Consider the following 16,268-nt stretch of genomic DNA (forward strand, 5'->3'; position numbering starts at 1 on the left):
AAAGTACACCACTTTGCATTTACTAAGGAGGAATTATCATCATGACCGCTATATGGAATGGCTTGCTTCATCATTACAAGGAATTTTTGCCAATCAACAGCAATACACCACTTTTAACACTTCACGAAGGAAATACACCATTAATCTATCTTGCCAAATTATCTGAAGAGCTGGGGATTGATTTGCACGTAAAGTTTGAAGGTTTAAATCCCACTGGTTCCTTCAAAGACAGAGGAATGGTTATGGCCGTGGCTAAAGCGGTAGAAGAGGGAAGCAAATGCGTAATCTGCGCCTCTACCGGCAATACTTCTGCGTCTGCGGCTGCCTATGCGGCACGAGCAGGCATTGAGGCTATTATCGTGATTCCAAAGGGTAAAGTTGCTGCAGGCAAATTAGCGCAAGCCTATATGTACGGCGCAAAAATCATCGAGATTGATGGCAATTTTGACGAGGCATTGCAACTTGTACGCCAAATCAGTGATACAACAGCCGTAACCTTAGTAAACTCGGTCAATCCCTATCGTTTAGAAGGCCAAAAAACAGCAGCTTTTGAGATTTGCGATGCATTAGGAGACGCACCAGACATCCTAGCTATACCGGTTGGCAACGCAGGTAATATAAGCGCATATTGGAAAGGCTTTAGAGAATACGCACAGAAAAAAGGTACATCTCTTCCAAGAATGTTTGGTTATGAAGCGGAAGGGGCTGCCGCCATTGTCAGAGGCGAACCAATAGCACACCCTGAAACAATCGCTACGGCCATCCGCATTGGAAATCCAGCCAGTTGGCTATTGGCAGAAATGGCACGCGATGAATCGGACGGTAAAATCAGTGCTGTGACTGATGAAGAAATTCTAAATGCCTATCGATTGATTGCCTCTAAAGAAGGTATTTTTGCTGAACCTGGATCAGCCGCATCTATTGCAGGTGTCTATCAATCTGTAGCGGATGGTTCTATCGCAAAAGGAAGCAAGGTTGTAGCGGTCCTTACAGGCAATGGATTGAAGGATCCTGACACAGCTGTCAGTGCATCCTCTGTCAATGTGGTAACACTTTCGAATAACGAACAGGAAATCCGTGAGTATATCGAGGGACTACTATGAGCAAAACATGGAACATACAAGTACCGGGCAGCACAGCGAATCTAGGCCCAGGCTTTGATTCAATTGGAATTGCACTAGGACTATATTTAACTTTAGATGTAACATTAAGTGAACAATGGGCATTTGATCATCAATCAGTTCATTTACCTCAAGAAATAAATACGAAAGACCATTTAATCTATCAAAGCGCAAACTATGCAGCAACATGCTATGGTGCCATACTCCCCTCCTGCAAGGTGATTGTACAAAGCGAATTGCCCTTGGCTCGTGGTATTGGGAGCAGTGCGGCTGCCATTGCTGCAGGGGTTGAATTAGCTAATCAACTTTGTGAATTAAACTTAACATTAGAGGAGAAATGCCGTATTGCTACTGATTTAGAAGGACACCCAGATAATGCTACGGCATCCCTCTGCGGTGGACTGACAATCGGGGCTATGTTGCCGAATGGAGGACTAAGCCTGCTGAGTGTAAAAGAAATAGATATAGCCTTCGCCCTTTTCATCCCAAATGTAGAGCTTAAAACACAAGAAGCAAGGGATGCCTTGCCTTCTACTTTTGACCGAGGATATGCTGTACAAGCAAGTGCCTATGCTAATGTATTAACAGCCGCCCTATTAATGAATGATTGGAAACGTGTAGGTGAAATGATGGAAGCTGACTTGTTCCATGAACCTTTCAGGGCAAATATAATTCCCTATTATAATAAAATTAGAGAACTGGCGAAGGATAATGGGGCTTACGGGACAGCGATCAGCGGAGCAGGTCCAACCATGATTTCTTTAGTTCAACCTGAAGAAGTAGATGAATTTGTTAAAAAGATGCGTCCTCACCTGCCGGATTATGAGATAAAAGCTGTTTCCATTGATCGAAATGGGATTCAACTAAAAGTATCAGAGTATATTTAGAATGCAGTAAGGGGCTAGCCATATTGGCAACCCCTTTTTTCGTTATTAATAAAATAACAGAATGACTCCAAATAAAAAGCAGGAAACAACAAAGACAGCATAGAGACTATAATTATCAAACACAATATTGAATATGACAAAAAAGATAGATCTAAACAAACTAGCACTATCTTTTTTATATTCTTTTATGATTATGTAAATAATCCAAATTAAGTTTGCTACAAATATAACCATTAATAAACTGCCAAGCAACTTGTCCATTTTCTTCCCCTAATTTCCCATGATGATATATTCTTTGGTATGATTCTTCGCCATTATAGTTGGAAACTGCTCGACATGCAATGTAGTGCCGCCCCCCTTTTGCACCAAGAAAGAGGATTGCCGTCAAGCAATCCTCTTAAGGCACCAACAATACTAAACTAATGGCCATAACAATCATGCCAAGAACAACGCCATAAATTGACGAGTGAGCTTCATCGTATTTGCGGGCCGCCGGCAATAATTCGTCTAGTGAGATAAAAACCATAATTCCTGCCACCCCAGCAAATATCATACCAAACATAATATCATTCAAAAATGGCATCAATAATAAATACGCAACGAATGCCCCAACCGGCTCTGCTAAGCCTGATAAAAAAGAAAGCTTAAAAGCTTTTTTCCGGTCCCCTGTTGCAAAGAAAATAGGAACAGATACAGCAATACCTTCAGGGATATTGTGAATTGCGACAGCAATGGCAATCGCTAATCCTAGATTTGGATCACTCAATGCGGAAACAAACGTGGCAATCCCTTCAGGAAAGTTGTGTATGCCAATGGCAAGTGCAGTAAAAACGCCCATCTTCATTAAGCTCGAATAATCTTGTTGTGACGGGCCTTTCTTCAAATCTTCTACCATTTTGACTTCATGCGGATTTCCTTGTTTCGGGATCAGTTTATCTATCAAGGCTATAAGCAGCATGCCTGAAAAGAATCCGATAATTGTAAAAAGATAGCCTTGTTTCTCTCCTAGCTCCCCAACTAGTGCCACTTTAGCTTTGACAAATATCTCAACAAGGGAAACATATATCATAACACCAGCTGAGAAACCTAAAGAAAATGATAAAAATTTAGTATTCGTTCTTGAGGTAAAAAAGGCGATTAAGCTGCCGACTCCTGTTGCCAATCCTGCAAAAAGAGTTAACCCCAATGCATATAGTACACTTGCATCCATTTACATACTCCTTTATGAACTGACTTTTTATTTACTATATGCTTAATGTTTCCTTTATGAAACAATTTTCTTTAAAGCCAAAATAAAAGATGAACCAATTCCCTCTTTCTGGGAATAAACAGGAAAATGTATTTCTTTATTATTGCGTTTTATAATAAGATTATCGAGGTGAAAAATATGGAGGAATACATCAAAAGAGGAACATTAGATTTTCGCAAAGCCAACTTGGCATTATTCGCTGGCGCGTTTAGTACTTATGCTAATTTATATATGACGCAGCCAGTGATGCCGACGTTAACAAAATTTTTCCATATATCGCCGGCTGCGGCTAGTCTTTCCCTCTCATTTACTACAGCATCACTTGCCATTTGTATGTTAATAGTAGGTTCTCTTTCTGAAGCATGGGGCCGCAAACCTATTATGACATTTTCTATGATTGCGGTAGCTATTTTAACTTTTCTTATTGCTTTTTCGCCTAACTACCACGTCTTGCTGATCTTGAGAGTTGTCCAAGGCGCTGTTTTTGCAGGTCTACCAGCTATTGCGATGGCTTATTTAGGTGAGGAAATCGATCCAAAAAGCTTAGGAGCGGCAATGGGGCTCTATATAAGTGGAAATTCCATTGGCGGTCTTGCCGGACGGATTGTGATGGGTTCTGTGAGCGATTATTCGAATTGGCGCGTCGGAATGATTGTGATTGGCATTATTAGTTTGCTTCTTGCTATAGCATTTTACTTTTTATTGCCAAAATCTCGTCATTTTGAGCCAGATAAGCTTGCATTAAAGCCACTATTCCAATCTCTTCTTATGCATTTAAAGGATCCTGCATTATTAAGTTTATTCGGTGTTGGATTCTTGCTAATGGGATCTTTTGTAACGATGTACAACTATATAGGTTTCCAATTGATAGAACCGCCTTATTCTCTTAGCCAAACAATTGTTGGCTGGATTTTTTTAATTTATCTTGTAGGGACATTCAGTTCGGCATGGATGGGTAGTTTAGCGGACCATCACGGGCGTTACAAAATTCTTTTGAGCGGCATAGGGCTTATGCTTGCCGGTGCTCTCTTATCATTAACGGATAACCTATTTATCAAGATTGCAGGAATAGCGATTCTTACTTTCGGTTTTTTTGGAGCTCATTCCATTGCAAGTGGATGGGTTGGAAAAAGAGCAACACATGAAAAAGCACAAGCTTCTTCGCTTTACCTCTTTTTCTACTACGTAGGATCCAGTGTCGGCGGAACAACCGGCGGACTCTTTTGGTCTAAGTTCGGCTGGAGCGGTGTCGTAGGCATTGTTTTAGTCTTTTTAATCGCAGCGAGCATCCTTGCTTTTGCAATCCATAAGATTACAGTGCGCCAATCGCTCAATGCTAATCAATAAGGATTAAGACACAATAAAAAGGCTTCTGTCATCGTTTAGGATGACAGAAGCCTTTTTGGTGTTATTCTAGTGTATTTAACAAAACGTATCCGTAGATTTTGGATTTTTCAACCCAAAGAGCGGACGTATAAAGAGTGCTACATATGTGCCGAAAAAGGCCATTACTGCCCACACCCAACCATGAAGGCTGAAGGAAGCTATACCGCTGAAATATGCACCAATGTTACAGCCGAATGCAAGACGGGCACCATAACCCATCATAAGACCGCCTACTACAGCAGCTGCTGCTACTTTCGGTTGAAGTTTCTTCGGTTTAAATGTACCTTGGAATGCAGCTGATATAAATGCGCCAAGGATAATACCGAAATTCATGACACTCGTTGCATCAAGGAACACTGATTGGCTTAAGGCATTGCCTTTAGCACCTGCGAAAAAGCCCCAGCTTGACACGTCTACACCCATTGCCATTAATGCTTTGCCGCCCCATAGCGCAAAAGCAGAAGTAATACCCCAAGGGCTGCCTTTTACCGCTAAAGTCAATGCATTTAACAATGCAAGAATAATAGCAGCAGCGAATAATGGCCAAGAACCGCGAATCATTTTTTTAAAGCCTTTAGTTGTTGGTAGAGGCTTCATCATCGGTGGGCGTTTCTTTTTCGCAATCTGAACAGTAATCCAGTAGATGACAGCAAATGCGATGAGTTGGACGATTAATGCGCCCACATAACCGAGACCTGTTGATTCAGCTAACGAAATGGCTGGCAATGAAGGTGTGTCCTCCATCCAAAATGTGAAATTATATGCACCTAGAACAGATCCCGCAATGAATGCAATGAGCGTTAAAAGCATGGAAGATGTTCCTCCACCCACTTGGTAAAGTGTTCCTGATGCACATCCATTTCCAAGTTGCATACCAATCCCGAAAAGAAATGCACCGACAAGCAAGCTTGTGCCTACAGGTGAAACATTGCCCTCAGGAGCGACTCCAGTAAAACTAAAGCCCGTTCCGAGTATAATCGCGAACAAAATAGATGCAATTGCAAGCATGAGCATATGCGCTTGCAACCCTTGCACATTACCGACTGATGCCAGACGACGGAAGGCAGAGGTAAAACCAAAGCGTGCATGCAATAACGTCATGCCAAGGGCAATGCCGATAATAAATAGTACACCTTGGGTCCAATTTGCCACGTAAACAATCGAAATCAAAAGAATAATTGCTATAAGAATCCCTGCTGAAGCTAGCGGTTTTTGCATAGGGTTCAGCTTGGCAACCACTGTTGTTGATTTGTGGTCCCAATTTGAGACAGTTTTTTGAGTCATACTTTTCCCCTCTTATCCTATTAGAATACTTGGTTTTATGTTCTTTATAATAGTCTCTTTTCGATAAAAAGTAAAGAAGTTTGCTATTCATTTGATCTGTAATACATAAAATTTTGTTATTTACTAGATAAAAATGGAGAATTAGACTTCATTTGAATTATTGAAACCTCTATAAATAAACAATCCCCTTTGAGCTTTTCTGTTAGGGGATTGTTATGGACTACGTGTTTTGCCATTTTTTGCGACGTACATACCATGCCCAAACTATAACAAACCAAGCAAACCCCAATGCCCACCCTGCCGCTACATCTGAAGCGAAGTGCCTGCCTTCCGCGATACGTGACAAGCCGATTAATATAGCCAATAGTATTGCTACTAGCCGTACAATTATTGAAAAAGTGCTCTTCCGTTTATCCTCAGTCATAAAATAAGCGATGGTGAATAAAAAGAGGACACTCATCATCGCATGATTAGATGGAAAACTAAAGGATGCCAATTGATTAGGAATGTCTGGTCTAGCACGATGCACCCATTCTTTAATAAATTGATTAATCATATTTCCTCCGCCGATCGTCAACAGTGTAAACATCATGCCACGATAATTGCGATCGCGTATCCATAACCAAACTAGCAGCAAAACAGCGATCGTTAAGATAAATGTTTGTTCGCCAATATAATGGAAAGCAATAATAAATCCATTGCCCTTAAGTAAATGAGCTGCTACTAAATCGATTGTCGTTACCCATTCATTCTTTAAGCTTATCCATAAAAAAATAAAAATAGCAAAAGCAAGAATGCCTAAGGAATACATGATTTTTGACATGCCCAATCCCCCCTTGTTTATTAGCATACCCTTTTATACACAAACCTACTTCATCTAACGCAAGCTACTCCAGAGTAGTTTCACTTTATCATACACACAAAAAAACACCTAGCCATCTTGGGCTAGGTGTTAACAATGATTATAAAGCCTTTTCTACTTCTTTAACCATTTCTTTTACAGATTGGATACCTCCACCAGATAAGTACCATACTTCTGGGTTTAAGTAGATCATTTTTCCATCTTTATAAGCAGTTGTTTTCTTTACAATATCGTTTTCGATATCTTTTTTCGCTGAAGCGCCTTCTGTTACAACAGCATCGCGGTCTACTACGAAGATGATATCTGGATTTTTCTCTAATACATATTCATAAGAAACGTTTTGTCCATGAGTTGATACTTCAATGCCTTTATCTACTGGTTTAAAACCAAATACATCGTGAATCAAACCGAAGCGTGAAGCAGGACCGTAAGCGCTGATTTTACCTTCAGAACCTAGGATAATTAGTGATTTTTTATCTAAACCTTTTGTTTCGCCTTGAACTTTTGCGATAGTTTCATCTACACTAGCAAGTTCTGTTTTCACTTGATCTTCTTTGCCGAAAATTTTGCCTGCTAATTCTGTGTTTTCTTTAAATGATTCCATATAGCGAGATGTATCTAAACCAACATAAACAGTTGGCGCAATTTTGCTGAATTCTTTATAAAGGCTAGCTTGGCGTCCAGAAATAAAGATAACATCAGGATTCAATGAAGCCAATTTTTCAAAATCTGGCTCTTTTAATGAACCAACGTTTTCGTAATCGCTACCTTCATATTTTTTCAAGTAACCAGGAATTGAATCTTGTGGAATACCTGCAACTTTTACACCAAGTGTATCAAGTGTATCTAAGAAGCCCATATCAAATACAACTACTTTTTTCGGGTTTTTCGGAACATCAACTTTATCTTTTACAGAATCAGATGAACCATCTTCATTTTGTACTCCGAAATCGTTTGTTACGGCAATTGTTTCTTTAGAACCGCTATTAGAATTCCCTTTATCTTTGCTAGAATCTTTTGAATTACATGCGCCTAGCACAAATAGAACTGCAAATACTAATGTTAGTAATGACCACTTTTTCATTTGTTTTTCCCCTTTATCATGAATTAAAATACACACAGATTCGACAGCTATTCATCTCTTGAATAGGTATATCCATATCGTATATTTCTTTGAGTGACGCGGAATTAATGATTTCACTGGTTGGCCCTTCTTTTACGACTTTCCCATCTTTGAGCGCCACAATAAAATCTGAATAAACGGATGCAAAGTTGATATCATGAAGTACAATCACTACAGTCTTGCCCAATTCATCAACAAGTTTACGCAAAATCTTCATGATTTGAACAGAATGTTTCATGTCCAGATTATTTAATGGTTCGTCTAGCAAAACATATTCGGTATCTTGAGCAATAACCATCGCGATAAATGCGCGTTGTCGTTGCCCACCAGACAATTCATCTAAATAATCATGTTGGATATCCTCTAAGTTCATATAATGAATGGCTTCATCAACTTTTTTTTGGTCCTCTTCAGTAAGATGGCCTTGCGAATATGGGAAGCGTCCAAAAGAAACGAGTTCACGAATGCTTAACCTAACATTCATAAAATTGGATTGTTTTAGAATAGATACGCGTTTTGCGAAATCATTGGACTTCACTCTCTTTACATCAGTGCTGTCTAACAATACTTCACCGGTATCCGCATCAAGTAAACGGCTCACCATCGACAATAGCGTCGATTTTCCGGCGCCATTTGGGCCAATAAAGGAAGTGATTTTACCTCTTTGTATATCAACACTTACCTTATCAACGACCATTTTCTTTCCAAAATACTTGGAAATCTCTTTTACTTGGATCATGCAGATCGACTCTCCTTCAATAATAAGTAAATAAAGTAGATACCACCGATGAAATTGACGATAACACTTAATGTTGTTGAGAATGTAAATACTCGCTCAACTATCCATTGGCCTCCGATTAATGCAACTAAACTCATAAATGACGCACCCGTAATCAAAATGGAATGCTTATACGTTTTGAAAAATTGATAAGATAAATTGGCTACTATCAAACCGAAGAATGTAATAGGCCCAACAAGTGCCGTTGATACTGAAATAAGTATCGCTGAGATGATCAGCATGCGCTTGACCACTTTATCATAAGGCACACCTAAATTAATCGCTGTATCTCGGCCGAGTGATAGAACGTCTAGTTGATTAATCATTCTAACACCATAGATCATGACAATCACAACTACCACTAATGCCAGCCATACGAGATCACCGTTGACATTATTGAAACTAGCAAACATTTTGTCTTGTACGCGGGTAAATTCATTTGGATCAATCAAAACTTCCATAAAAGTCGTGATACTTCCTAAGAACGTCCCCACAATTATGCCCACTAACAGCAAAAAGTAAATCGGTTTCCCGCCAGCGCGAAATAAAAATTGGTATAGGATTAGCGCAAAGCCTATCATAACGACAACTGACACAAAGAAGTTCACTTGCGCGTTCATAATGATAATATGGCCAGATCCAAAAAAGAAAATAATAAACGTTTGCAAAAGCAAATATAGAGAATCTAACCCCATAATACTTGGAGTCAAAATACGGTTATGCGTAATCGTTTGGAAAATGACCGTTGAATAAGCGATAGAAACACCTGTCAAAGCCATTGCCAAAATCTTAATTACTCTCCGAGGCAATATGTAATCATAATTGCCGTTCAAGCCTTGGAAAATATACAGTGCGCTAAATATAAGCGCAACGCCTAGCAATATTGCTAATTTAATACTATTACGCATACGCCTTCCCCCTAAACAACAAGAATAGGAAGACTGCACTGCCTATGACGCCTACCATTAAGCTGATAGAAATCTCATATGGATAGATAAGGACACGGCCTAATATATCGCAGATTAAGAGGAATATAGCCCCTAAAAGCGCAGTATGTGGCAGTGTTTTTTGCAAGTGGTCTCCTTTAAAAATGGAGACAATATTGGGAATGATCAATCCTAAAAATGGAATCATACCAACTGTTAAAACAACAGTAGTAGTAACTAAAGCAACAAGGATTAAGCCGAAATTAACGATACGTTTATAAGCAAGCCCTAGGTTTTTTGCAAAATCTTCACCCATTCCAGCCACTGTAAAACGGTTGGCATAGAAGTAGGCGATAATCAATACAGGCACACTAATATAAAGCAGTTCGTAGCGACCTTTCATGATCATCGAGAAGTCACCTTGTAGCCATGTTGAGATATTTTGGATCACATTGGACTTATAAGCAAAGAACGTCGTGATAGAAGACAATATATTCCCAAACATCAATCCGACAAGCGGTATGAAAATCGCATCTTTAAATTTTATACGGTCCAATATTTGCATAAATAATAATGTGCCGGCAAGCGCAAATACGAAGGATACCGCCATTTTTTCAAGCATCGAAGCGTTTGCAAATAACAGCATCGATACAAGAATCCCTAAACGAGTAGCATCTAATGTACCAGCCGTTGTAGGCGATACGAATTTATTGCGGCTCAAACTTTGCATAATTAAGCCTGCAATACTCATCCCAAAGCCCGCCAAAATAATCGCAACCAATCTTGGTACGCGACTGATGAGGAAAATTTGTGTCTTTTCTGAATGTAAGTTTAATAAGTCCTTTGGTGTGATATCACTTACCCCCACAAAGAGAGAGATAAGAGACAACACAACAAGTGCTATCAATAAATATCGTTTTTTCATGGCAATCCCGTCTACTTCCTCTTCCTTTATTAGGTGATACATCTGCAAATGAAAATCATTATCACTTGCTCCTACTTAATTATAGCATCTGAATATTATATTTCAACCGTTAATTGAAAATGATTATCAAAAGGATTTATATATTATAGATTAGTATTTCTTTCGTTATCATAGTACGTAAAGTAATGCCTAAACCCCTACGAAGTGAAAAATCTCTTTATTCGACAATATGTTTATTCCTAGTAGACAAGGGTAATAAAGTCGATATCAACAGGAATATTTTATATTTGGAGGTAAAAAGATGGTCAATCGATTTACAGGTGAATTTCATGACATGTGGTACAGAGTAGCAAACTTTATTCCCAATATATTAGGAGCTATTCTGCTACTGGTCGTAGCTTGGCTTGTTGCAACTCTTATCCAAGCTATTTTTACAAAAGGCCTCAAAAAAATCGGCGCAACACGAGCAATGACGAGAGCTCATATGGCAACTGATGATAGGGACGCCCACAATAAGCTCAATTCTATTGGTAAAATACTTTACTATCTTGTGTTCATATTGTTCTTGCCGAGCGTATTAGATCAGTTGAGAATGAATTCAGTAGCGAATCCTATTTCTAATATGATGGATAAAACACTCGATTTCCTACCTAACTTATTCATGGCTGCTATTATTTTAGTGATTGGTTACTTTGTAGCCAAATTTGTCCGCAACATCGTTTCTATGATCTTAGGAACAATCAACATTGATAAATGGTTCAATAAATTGACCAAACGTGGAAACGGAGAAGTAATGTCTCCTGATAGTAAAACTACGCTTACCAATGTACTGTCTAACGTTGTTTTCATTTTAATCCTGATTCCGATTGTCACTGTTGCACTTGAAACACTTGGAATCGACTCCATTACACGTCCAGTTACTGCTATGTTAAATGAAGTGCTCAATATGATTCCAAATATTTTTGTAGCGGTTATATTAATCCTTATTGGTATCGTTCTAGCACGTTTTATTGGAGAATTGCTTAGCAATCTCTTAAAAGGCACAGGCATCGACGATGTATCAAAATATTTAAATCAAAAACAACAATCATCTATGCCATCATTTGATATTGCCACAATTATTGGTAAAGTTGTGCAAGTACTTATTATTATATTCTTTACAGTTGAAGGACTCAATGTTTTGCATCTAGAAGTTCTACAAGATATCGGTATGGCTGTTATTAGCTACCTGCCACTTCTATTAAGTGCACTCGTTATTATTTTGCTTGGCTTTATCGGCTCTACCCTTCTTGGTAACTATATTCGCCAAGCTACAGGCAATCGTTTATTTGGCGGCATCGTTAAGTATGCCATTCTTATCATGGCAATCTTTATGGCCCTTTCACAATTGCACTTCGGTACAAGCATTGTTAATCTAGCCTTCTTGTTCGTCATAGCTGGCCTTTCAGTGGCATTTGCCCTATCATTTGGGCTTGGCGGTCGAGAATTTGCTAGTCGCCAACTGCAAAAGTTTGAAGCGAAAATGGAGAAAGAAAGTAAGAATTCAAAAGACGAATAAACGCTCCATCATTAAAGCCTAATTTCTAAATAAGGAAATTAGGCTTTAATATTATCTTAATGGAAATAAAATAAAAAGCTTGCCTGCAAACCATATAAACTGATTTACAAGCAAGCTTATTTTAAAATCGCTATAAAGCGAATTTCGATTTTATTTAATATCGCCCATTTTTTTAGAGATCCATGGACTTAGTATTAACATGATGATAAATAATGCAACGGAAGCACCGCCAAGGAATCCGAAGTATTGTACCTCAGAAATTTTATCAAACAACTTAGCTAATTGAGCATTCAATGCTTGTGCTGCAGTACTAGTCAAGAACCATAGTGACATTGTTTGCGCCGCAAATGCAGCCGGAGCTAATTTTGTTGTTGCCGATAAACCAACCGGTGACATTAATAATTCACCTACTACTACTAAGAAGAATGAAATAACGATCCACCATGGGCTAATTAACTCTGTACCGCCTGAAGAGATTGCTGGAATAATCATAATCAAGAATGATGCCCCTGCAAACAACAAGGAGAATGAGAATTTAATTGGCGTAGATGGTTGACGATTGCCCAGTTTCATCCAAATAGCCGCAAAGATTGGTGCCATTGTAATAATGAATAATGGGTTCAATGATTGGAACCATGGTGCTGGGATATTATAGGAGCCAATTGATAAGTCTGTACGCTGCTTAATATAAGTAGCAAGTATAGTAGAACCTTGCTCTTGAATAACCCAGAACATTGTACCAGTAATAAACAAAGGGATGTATGCAAGAAGGTGAGACTTTTCTTTCGCTTCTGTTTTCTTACTAGTAAACATCCAAATGAAAACACAAATTGGTGCTAATAAACCAATGACTGTAAAGAAGTTAACTACATTGTTAATTGTAATGAGGCCAACCATTGCCGCAATAACAACTAAAATTGCTATAATTACTAGGGAAATTATGAAATTCTTAATGATTTTCCCACGTTCAACATCAGTCAGTGGATTTTTAGGTTCCATACCTGCTAGTCCTAATTTTTGCTTTTGATTATGTGTATAGAAGAATAATCCAAGTGCCATACCAATAGCAGCAACACTAAAACCAACGTGATAGTTGTATTCCTCTTTTACAGCACCTACAACTAATGGAGCGATAAATGCCCCTGCATTAATTCCCATGTAGAAAATATTAAAGCCTGCATCGCGACGATTGTCACCTTCGGCATAAATTTCACCAACAATTGAAGATACGTTTGGTTTCAATAAACCTGTACCTAGAATAATAAATACCATTGAAGTGAATAAGAATGGCAAACCTCCAGGAATCGCCAGACATATATGTCCAACAATAATTAATATACCACCCCAGAATGAAGTTCTTCTTGTTCCTAATAAGCGGTCAGCAACCCATCCGCCAATAATACCTGACATATAAACTAATGAGCCGTAGATTGCCATAATGGAAGAGGCAGTAGTTTCACTAAGGCCTAAACCGCCGTTTTTCACGGTATCGTACATGAAATAAATCAGAATTGCTTTCATTCCGTAATATGAGAAACGCTCCCAGAATTCAGTAAAGAATAAACTAAACAGGCCTTTTGGATGACCAAAGAATCCCTTTTGAGGGACTGATTTAACGATTTCCTCTCTTGTTGCCATAAGAAACTCTCCTTCTTTCAATATAAAAAATAGTCCAACAATTCTAACTATAAACTATATCTCTTTTCATAACTTTAAAGTTTAGTGAAGTATGTTGTCCATTATACATGCACACTTGTGTTATGTCAAAAAAATTTTTCATGGTGGAAAATTTTATATTTTCTGATTTCACATGGGGTAAACGCACGTTTTTCCCTATTATTCAATAGTATTATTAATTATTAAATAAATATGTATATTTAAAAATAAAATATTAAAAAAACAATAGGGTTTAATGTGTATGCTCTATAAATACAAATAACCTTGTCCGACTTAGTAGCATAATCCCTATTCCAAAGGAAAGACTGTAATCATGCTTTATAATACCTGCACGTTTACAGTCTCATTATATTTCTAGGTCCCTTGTGAATTTGCTAAGCATGAGGACTAAATTAAGTATTGCTTGTACTTTTGCATAATAGCTTCCTTCACTTCTGCTTTGACGACTGTTCCTGACTCCTCATAGGATGTCTCCAGTATATGGGCATGCTCATTTAAGTAAGAAACGATCTCTCCCCTTTCATACGGGATGCAGAGTGTGCAGGTAACATAATCTTTAAAAATATGGCTGCGAATGAGCTGTAGCAATTCATCTATGCCTTTTCTTTCCTTAGCTGACATCCATATCTGATTGTGATTGGTGTATGGGTAGGCCAAGTTTGCAAGATCTGCTTTATTGAAGACATTGATTGTTGGAACATCTACTACACCAACTGCTTCAAGCGTATCATTGGTGACTTCCATCATATATTGATTTTCCGGATTAGAGGCATCTACCACATGAAGCAACAAATCCGCATCTCTAGCTTCTTCCAATGTTGAACGAAAAGCTTTTACTAAATGGTGAGGTAATTTGCTGACAAAGCCAACTGTATCCGTCAGTAAAAAGCTCTTGTTATCAGGCAATGAAATCTGTCTTACAGAAGTCTCCAATGTTGCAAAGAGCATATTTTTTTCAAATACTTGCTTGTGCTCTTCCTGGCTTGTATTTTGAAGCAGCTGATTCATGATAGTCGATTTACCAGCATTTGTGTAGCCGACAATGGAAACAATAGGAATTTCGCTTTTCCGTCGTTGCTTCCTTTGCGTTTCTCGCTGTTCTTTTACGCTCTCCAGCTCTTTATGAAGCTTAGCAATTTGATCTTCAATTTTACGTCGATCCAGCTCCAGCTTTGTTTCGCCGGCACCTCTGTTTTTGAAACCACCGCCTGTACCGCCGCCCTGCCTACTTAATGAATCGCGAAGACCAACTAATCTTGGCAGCATATATTGCAATTGTGCGAGTTCCACTTGCATTTGCGCTTCCTTCGACTTGGCGCGCCTCGCAAAAATATCCAGGATGAGCATCGTCCGGTCAATTACCTTACATTCCAGGTCTCTTTCAAGATTTCGTATTTGTGATGGAGATAATTCATCATCAAAGATGACTAAGTTTGCATCAACTGCTTCATAATATCTTTTGATTTCTTCTATTTTACCAGTCCCTACATAGTGTGAAGGATTGACTCGTTCTAAATTTTGCGTAACTACACCCACTACTTCTACATTCAATGCCTCAGCTAAATTTCCAAGCTCTTCAATTGAGTAGTCAAAGTGCAAATCATTATGTAGATTGACTCCAACTAATACCGCCTTTTCTTGCAATTCTTCCATGTATGTTCCTCCCTCATGCGACTGGATGCTAAAAGAAAGGAGAGCAGATAAACCACTCTCCTTTTCCTTTTCTTCTATATATTATGTCCATCCTATCACAAGAAATGTTTACGATTCAAATTTTCCCTAATTCAATATTGTGCAAACGTTCCTTCTGTTCATTAAAAGCTTGGAATACAAATGTTGTGTTAGGAAGTTTTAGTGTGTTGCCGTTTACCGGCAAAGATAGAAGTCTCGACCATTGAGTAATTTTTTGATCGGTGTTTCTTACATTGAACAGACAGCGTTCAATAAACAGTTTCTCATTTGCCTCTTGTACCATCCCAGTTGCTTTTAGATTTTGATATCTTACGGCTAAAGGCTGCTCCCATTGGATGAAAAATGGGTATGGCAGATCATCCCCAATCCTCTGCTCAATAAACAGCATTTTCCATCTTAATAGCTCACCATCTTGTGTTTTTCTTTCTGCCGGAATGACACCCGTTGTCCGGTACCCAAGCTTCCGGAAATAAATATTTTTCTCTTCTATACTATCTGTTCTTAGACATAACGTATAAAAACCTTCACCGCCAGGCAAATCATAGAGCAGTTGTTGCACTAACGGCTGGGAAGATTTTCGAGCCACTGATTCATCTTCAACTGCTAAATACTCGATATAACTATCTCTTGTGTATAATAATGCATTATGAGTTCCCCACTGAAGGTGTTGTCCACCAATAACAGGATGGAGACTTTCAATCGACACTTCTTTTGTAATTTCTTCTGGCGTTTTTTTCGTAAAATAAACCACATGATCGAGTTCAAACATATTTAGACACCCCTTAGAAAAAAGCCTGCAG

At 38.6% G+C, this 16,268-nt stretch carries 15 protein-coding genes; 4 read left to right on the plus strand and 11 right to left on the minus strand.

What is annotated here, in order from left to right; genetic code table 11:
• Nucleotides 1–50 precede the first annotated feature (50 nt).
• Together thrC and thrB are read left to right on the plus strand one after the other, a co-directional pair.
• Nucleotides 51–1,103 (plus strand): threonine synthase, encoded by a 1,053-nt coding sequence (thrC, locus tag AC6CHJ_RS14770; RefSeq protein WP_249776032.1) that lies wholly within the window; start codon nucleotides 51–53, stop codon nucleotides 1,101–1,103.
• Nucleotides 1,100–2,008 (plus strand): homoserine kinase, encoded by a 909-nt coding sequence (gene thrB, locus AC6CHJ_RS14775; RefSeq protein WP_498289135.1) that lies wholly within the window; start codon nucleotides 1,100–1,102, stop codon nucleotides 2,006–2,008. Before thrC ends, thrB begins: the two co-directional genes overlap by 4 nt.
• A gap of 175 nt (nucleotides 2,009–2,183) precedes the next feature.
• Here the strand turns inward: thrB and AC6CHJ_RS14780 are convergent, their stop codons facing one another.
• Both AC6CHJ_RS14780 and zupT read right to left on the minus strand, forming a co-directional pair.
• Nucleotides 2,184–2,396: a hypothetical protein gene (locus AC6CHJ_RS14780; RefSeq protein ID WP_498289137.1), complete on the minus strand. Its 213-nt coding sequence runs from the start codon at nucleotides 2,394–2,396 to the stop codon at nucleotides 2,184–2,186.
• Between the two features lie 9 nt (nucleotides 2,397–2,405).
• Nucleotides 2,406–3,218 carry a zinc transporter ZupT gene (gene zupT, locus AC6CHJ_RS14785; RefSeq protein ID WP_150285430.1) on the minus strand — a complete coding sequence of 271 codons (813 nt, stop codon included), beginning with the start codon at nucleotides 3,216–3,218 and terminating at the stop codon, nucleotides 2,406–2,408.
• A gap of 177 nt (nucleotides 3,219–3,395) precedes the next feature.
• Between zupT and AC6CHJ_RS14790 the strand changes: the two genes are divergently transcribed.
• Entirely contained in the window at nucleotides 3,396–4,604 is a 1,209-nt protein-coding gene (locus AC6CHJ_RS14790) for an MFS transporter (protein ID WP_147197072.1), read from the plus strand.
• A gap of 75 nt (nucleotides 4,605–4,679) precedes the next feature.
• On the opposite strand, the gene AC6CHJ_RS14795 is transcribed toward AC6CHJ_RS14790, so the two are convergent.
• From AC6CHJ_RS14795 to AC6CHJ_RS14820, 6 genes are all read right to left on the minus strand, one after another.
• Complete coding sequence (locus AC6CHJ_RS14795; protein WP_498289139.1) at nucleotides 4,680–5,927, minus strand: YeeE/YedE family protein; 1,248 nt, start codon at nucleotides 5,925–5,927, stop codon at nucleotides 4,680–4,682.
• Between the two features lie 220 nt (nucleotides 5,928–6,147).
• The gene (locus AC6CHJ_RS14800) at nucleotides 6,148–6,750 is read right to left on the minus strand and encodes a phosphatase PAP2 family protein (RefSeq protein ID WP_498289141.1); all 603 of its coding nucleotides are present in this window, start codon (nucleotides 6,748–6,750) and stop codon (nucleotides 6,148–6,150) included.
• A gap of 139 nt (nucleotides 6,751–6,889) precedes the next feature.
• Complete coding sequence (locus tag AC6CHJ_RS14805) at nucleotides 6,890–7,873, minus strand: siderophore ABC transporter substrate-binding protein (protein ID WP_147197067.1); 984 nt, start codon at nucleotides 7,871–7,873, stop codon at nucleotides 6,890–6,892.
• A 16-nt stretch (nucleotides 7,874–7,889) separates the two neighbouring features.
• Nucleotides 7,890–8,651 (minus strand): iron ABC transporter ATP-binding protein, encoded by a 762-nt coding sequence (locus tag AC6CHJ_RS14810; RefSeq protein ID WP_147197065.1) that lies wholly within the window; start codon nucleotides 8,649–8,651, stop codon nucleotides 7,890–7,892.
• Nucleotides 8,648–9,598, minus strand: coding sequence for an iron chelate uptake ABC transporter family permease subunit (locus tag AC6CHJ_RS14815; protein WP_392996743.1), 951 nt, complete (start codon nucleotides 9,596–9,598; stop codon nucleotides 8,648–8,650). Before AC6CHJ_RS14815 ends, AC6CHJ_RS14810 begins: the two co-directional genes overlap by 4 nt.
• A complete protein-coding gene (locus AC6CHJ_RS14820) occupies nucleotides 9,591–10,541 on the minus strand; it encodes an ABC transporter permease (RefSeq protein WP_066791983.1) in 951 nt (316 codons plus the stop codon). The genes AC6CHJ_RS14815 and AC6CHJ_RS14820 overlap by 8 nt, the downstream gene beginning before the upstream one ends.
• Before the next feature lie 301 nt (nucleotides 10,542–10,842).
• Between AC6CHJ_RS14820 and AC6CHJ_RS14825 the strand changes: the two genes are divergently transcribed.
• Nucleotides 10,843–12,099, plus strand: a complete 1,257-nt coding sequence (locus tag AC6CHJ_RS14825) for a mechanosensitive ion channel (protein WP_392996741.1) — start codon at nucleotides 10,843–10,845, stop codon at nucleotides 12,097–12,099.
• A 150-nt stretch (nucleotides 12,100–12,249) separates the two neighbouring features.
• On the opposite strand, the gene AC6CHJ_RS14830 is transcribed toward AC6CHJ_RS14825, so the two are convergent.
• The 3 genes from AC6CHJ_RS14830 to AC6CHJ_RS14840 all read right to left on the minus strand — a co-directional run bounded on the left by AC6CHJ_RS14830 (nucleotide 12,250) and on the right by AC6CHJ_RS14840 (nucleotide 16,237).
• Nucleotides 12,250–13,737, minus strand: a complete 1,488-nt coding sequence (locus AC6CHJ_RS14830) for a peptide MFS transporter (protein WP_498289143.1) — start codon at nucleotides 13,735–13,737, stop codon at nucleotides 12,250–12,252.
• A 426-nt stretch (nucleotides 13,738–14,163) separates the two neighbouring features.
• Nucleotides 14,164–15,429, minus strand: coding sequence for a GTPase HflX (gene hflX / locus AC6CHJ_RS14835; RefSeq protein WP_147197059.1), 1,266 nt, complete (start codon nucleotides 15,427–15,429; stop codon nucleotides 14,164–14,166).
• Between the two features lie 115 nt (nucleotides 15,430–15,544).
• Entirely contained in the window at nucleotides 15,545–16,237 is a 693-nt protein-coding gene (locus AC6CHJ_RS14840; protein ID WP_498289145.1) for a VOC family protein, read from the minus strand.
• Nucleotides 16,238–16,268: the final 31 nt, after the last annotated feature.

It is taken from the genome of Rummeliibacillus sp. GQ308, from assembly GCF_059759115.1.

Coding starts and splice junctions, on each gene's coding strand:
- AC6CHJ_RS14815 (WP_392996743.1), bottom strand. CDS start 9,598: ATGCGTAATAGTATTAAATTAGCAATATTGCTAGGCGTTGCGCTTATA.
- AC6CHJ_RS14840 (WP_498289145.1), bottom strand. CDS start 16,237: ATGTTTGAACTCGATCATGTGGTTTATTTTACGAAAAAAACGCCAGAA.
- AC6CHJ_RS14830 (WP_498289143.1), bottom strand. CDS start 13,737: ATGGCAACAAGAGAGGAAATCGTTAAATCAGTCCCTCAAAAGGGATTC.
- AC6CHJ_RS14825 (WP_392996741.1), top strand. CDS start 10,843: ATGGTCAATCGATTTACAGGTGAATTTCATGACATGTGGTACAGAGTA.
- AC6CHJ_RS14820 (WP_066791983.1), bottom strand. CDS start 10,541: ATGAAAAAACGATATTTATTGATAGCACTTGTTGTGTTGTCTCTTATC.
- zupT (WP_150285430.1), bottom strand. CDS start 3,218: ATGGATGCAAGTGTACTATATGCATTGGGGTTAACTCTTTTTGCAGGA.
- AC6CHJ_RS14810 (WP_147197065.1), bottom strand. CDS start 8,651: ATGATCCAAGTAAAAGAGATTTCCAAGTATTTTGGAAAGAAAATGGTC.
- hflX (WP_147197059.1), bottom strand. CDS start 15,429: ATGGAAGAATTGCAAGAAAAGGCGGTATTAGTTGGAGTCAATCTACAT.
- AC6CHJ_RS14790 (WP_147197072.1), top strand. CDS start 3,396: ATGGAGGAATACATCAAAAGAGGAACATTAGATTTTCGCAAAGCCAAC.
- thrB (WP_498289135.1), top strand. CDS start 1,100: ATGAGCAAAACATGGAACATACAAGTACCGGGCAGCACAGCGAATCTA.
- AC6CHJ_RS14805 (WP_147197067.1), bottom strand. CDS start 7,873: ATGAAAAAGTGGTCATTACTAACATTAGTATTTGCAGTTCTATTTGTG.
- AC6CHJ_RS14795 (WP_498289139.1), bottom strand. CDS start 5,927: ATGACTCAAAAAACTGTCTCAAATTGGGACCACAAATCAACAACAGTG.
- AC6CHJ_RS14800 (WP_498289141.1), bottom strand. CDS start 6,750: ATGTCAAAAATCATGTATTCCTTAGGCATTCTTGCTTTTGCTATTTTT.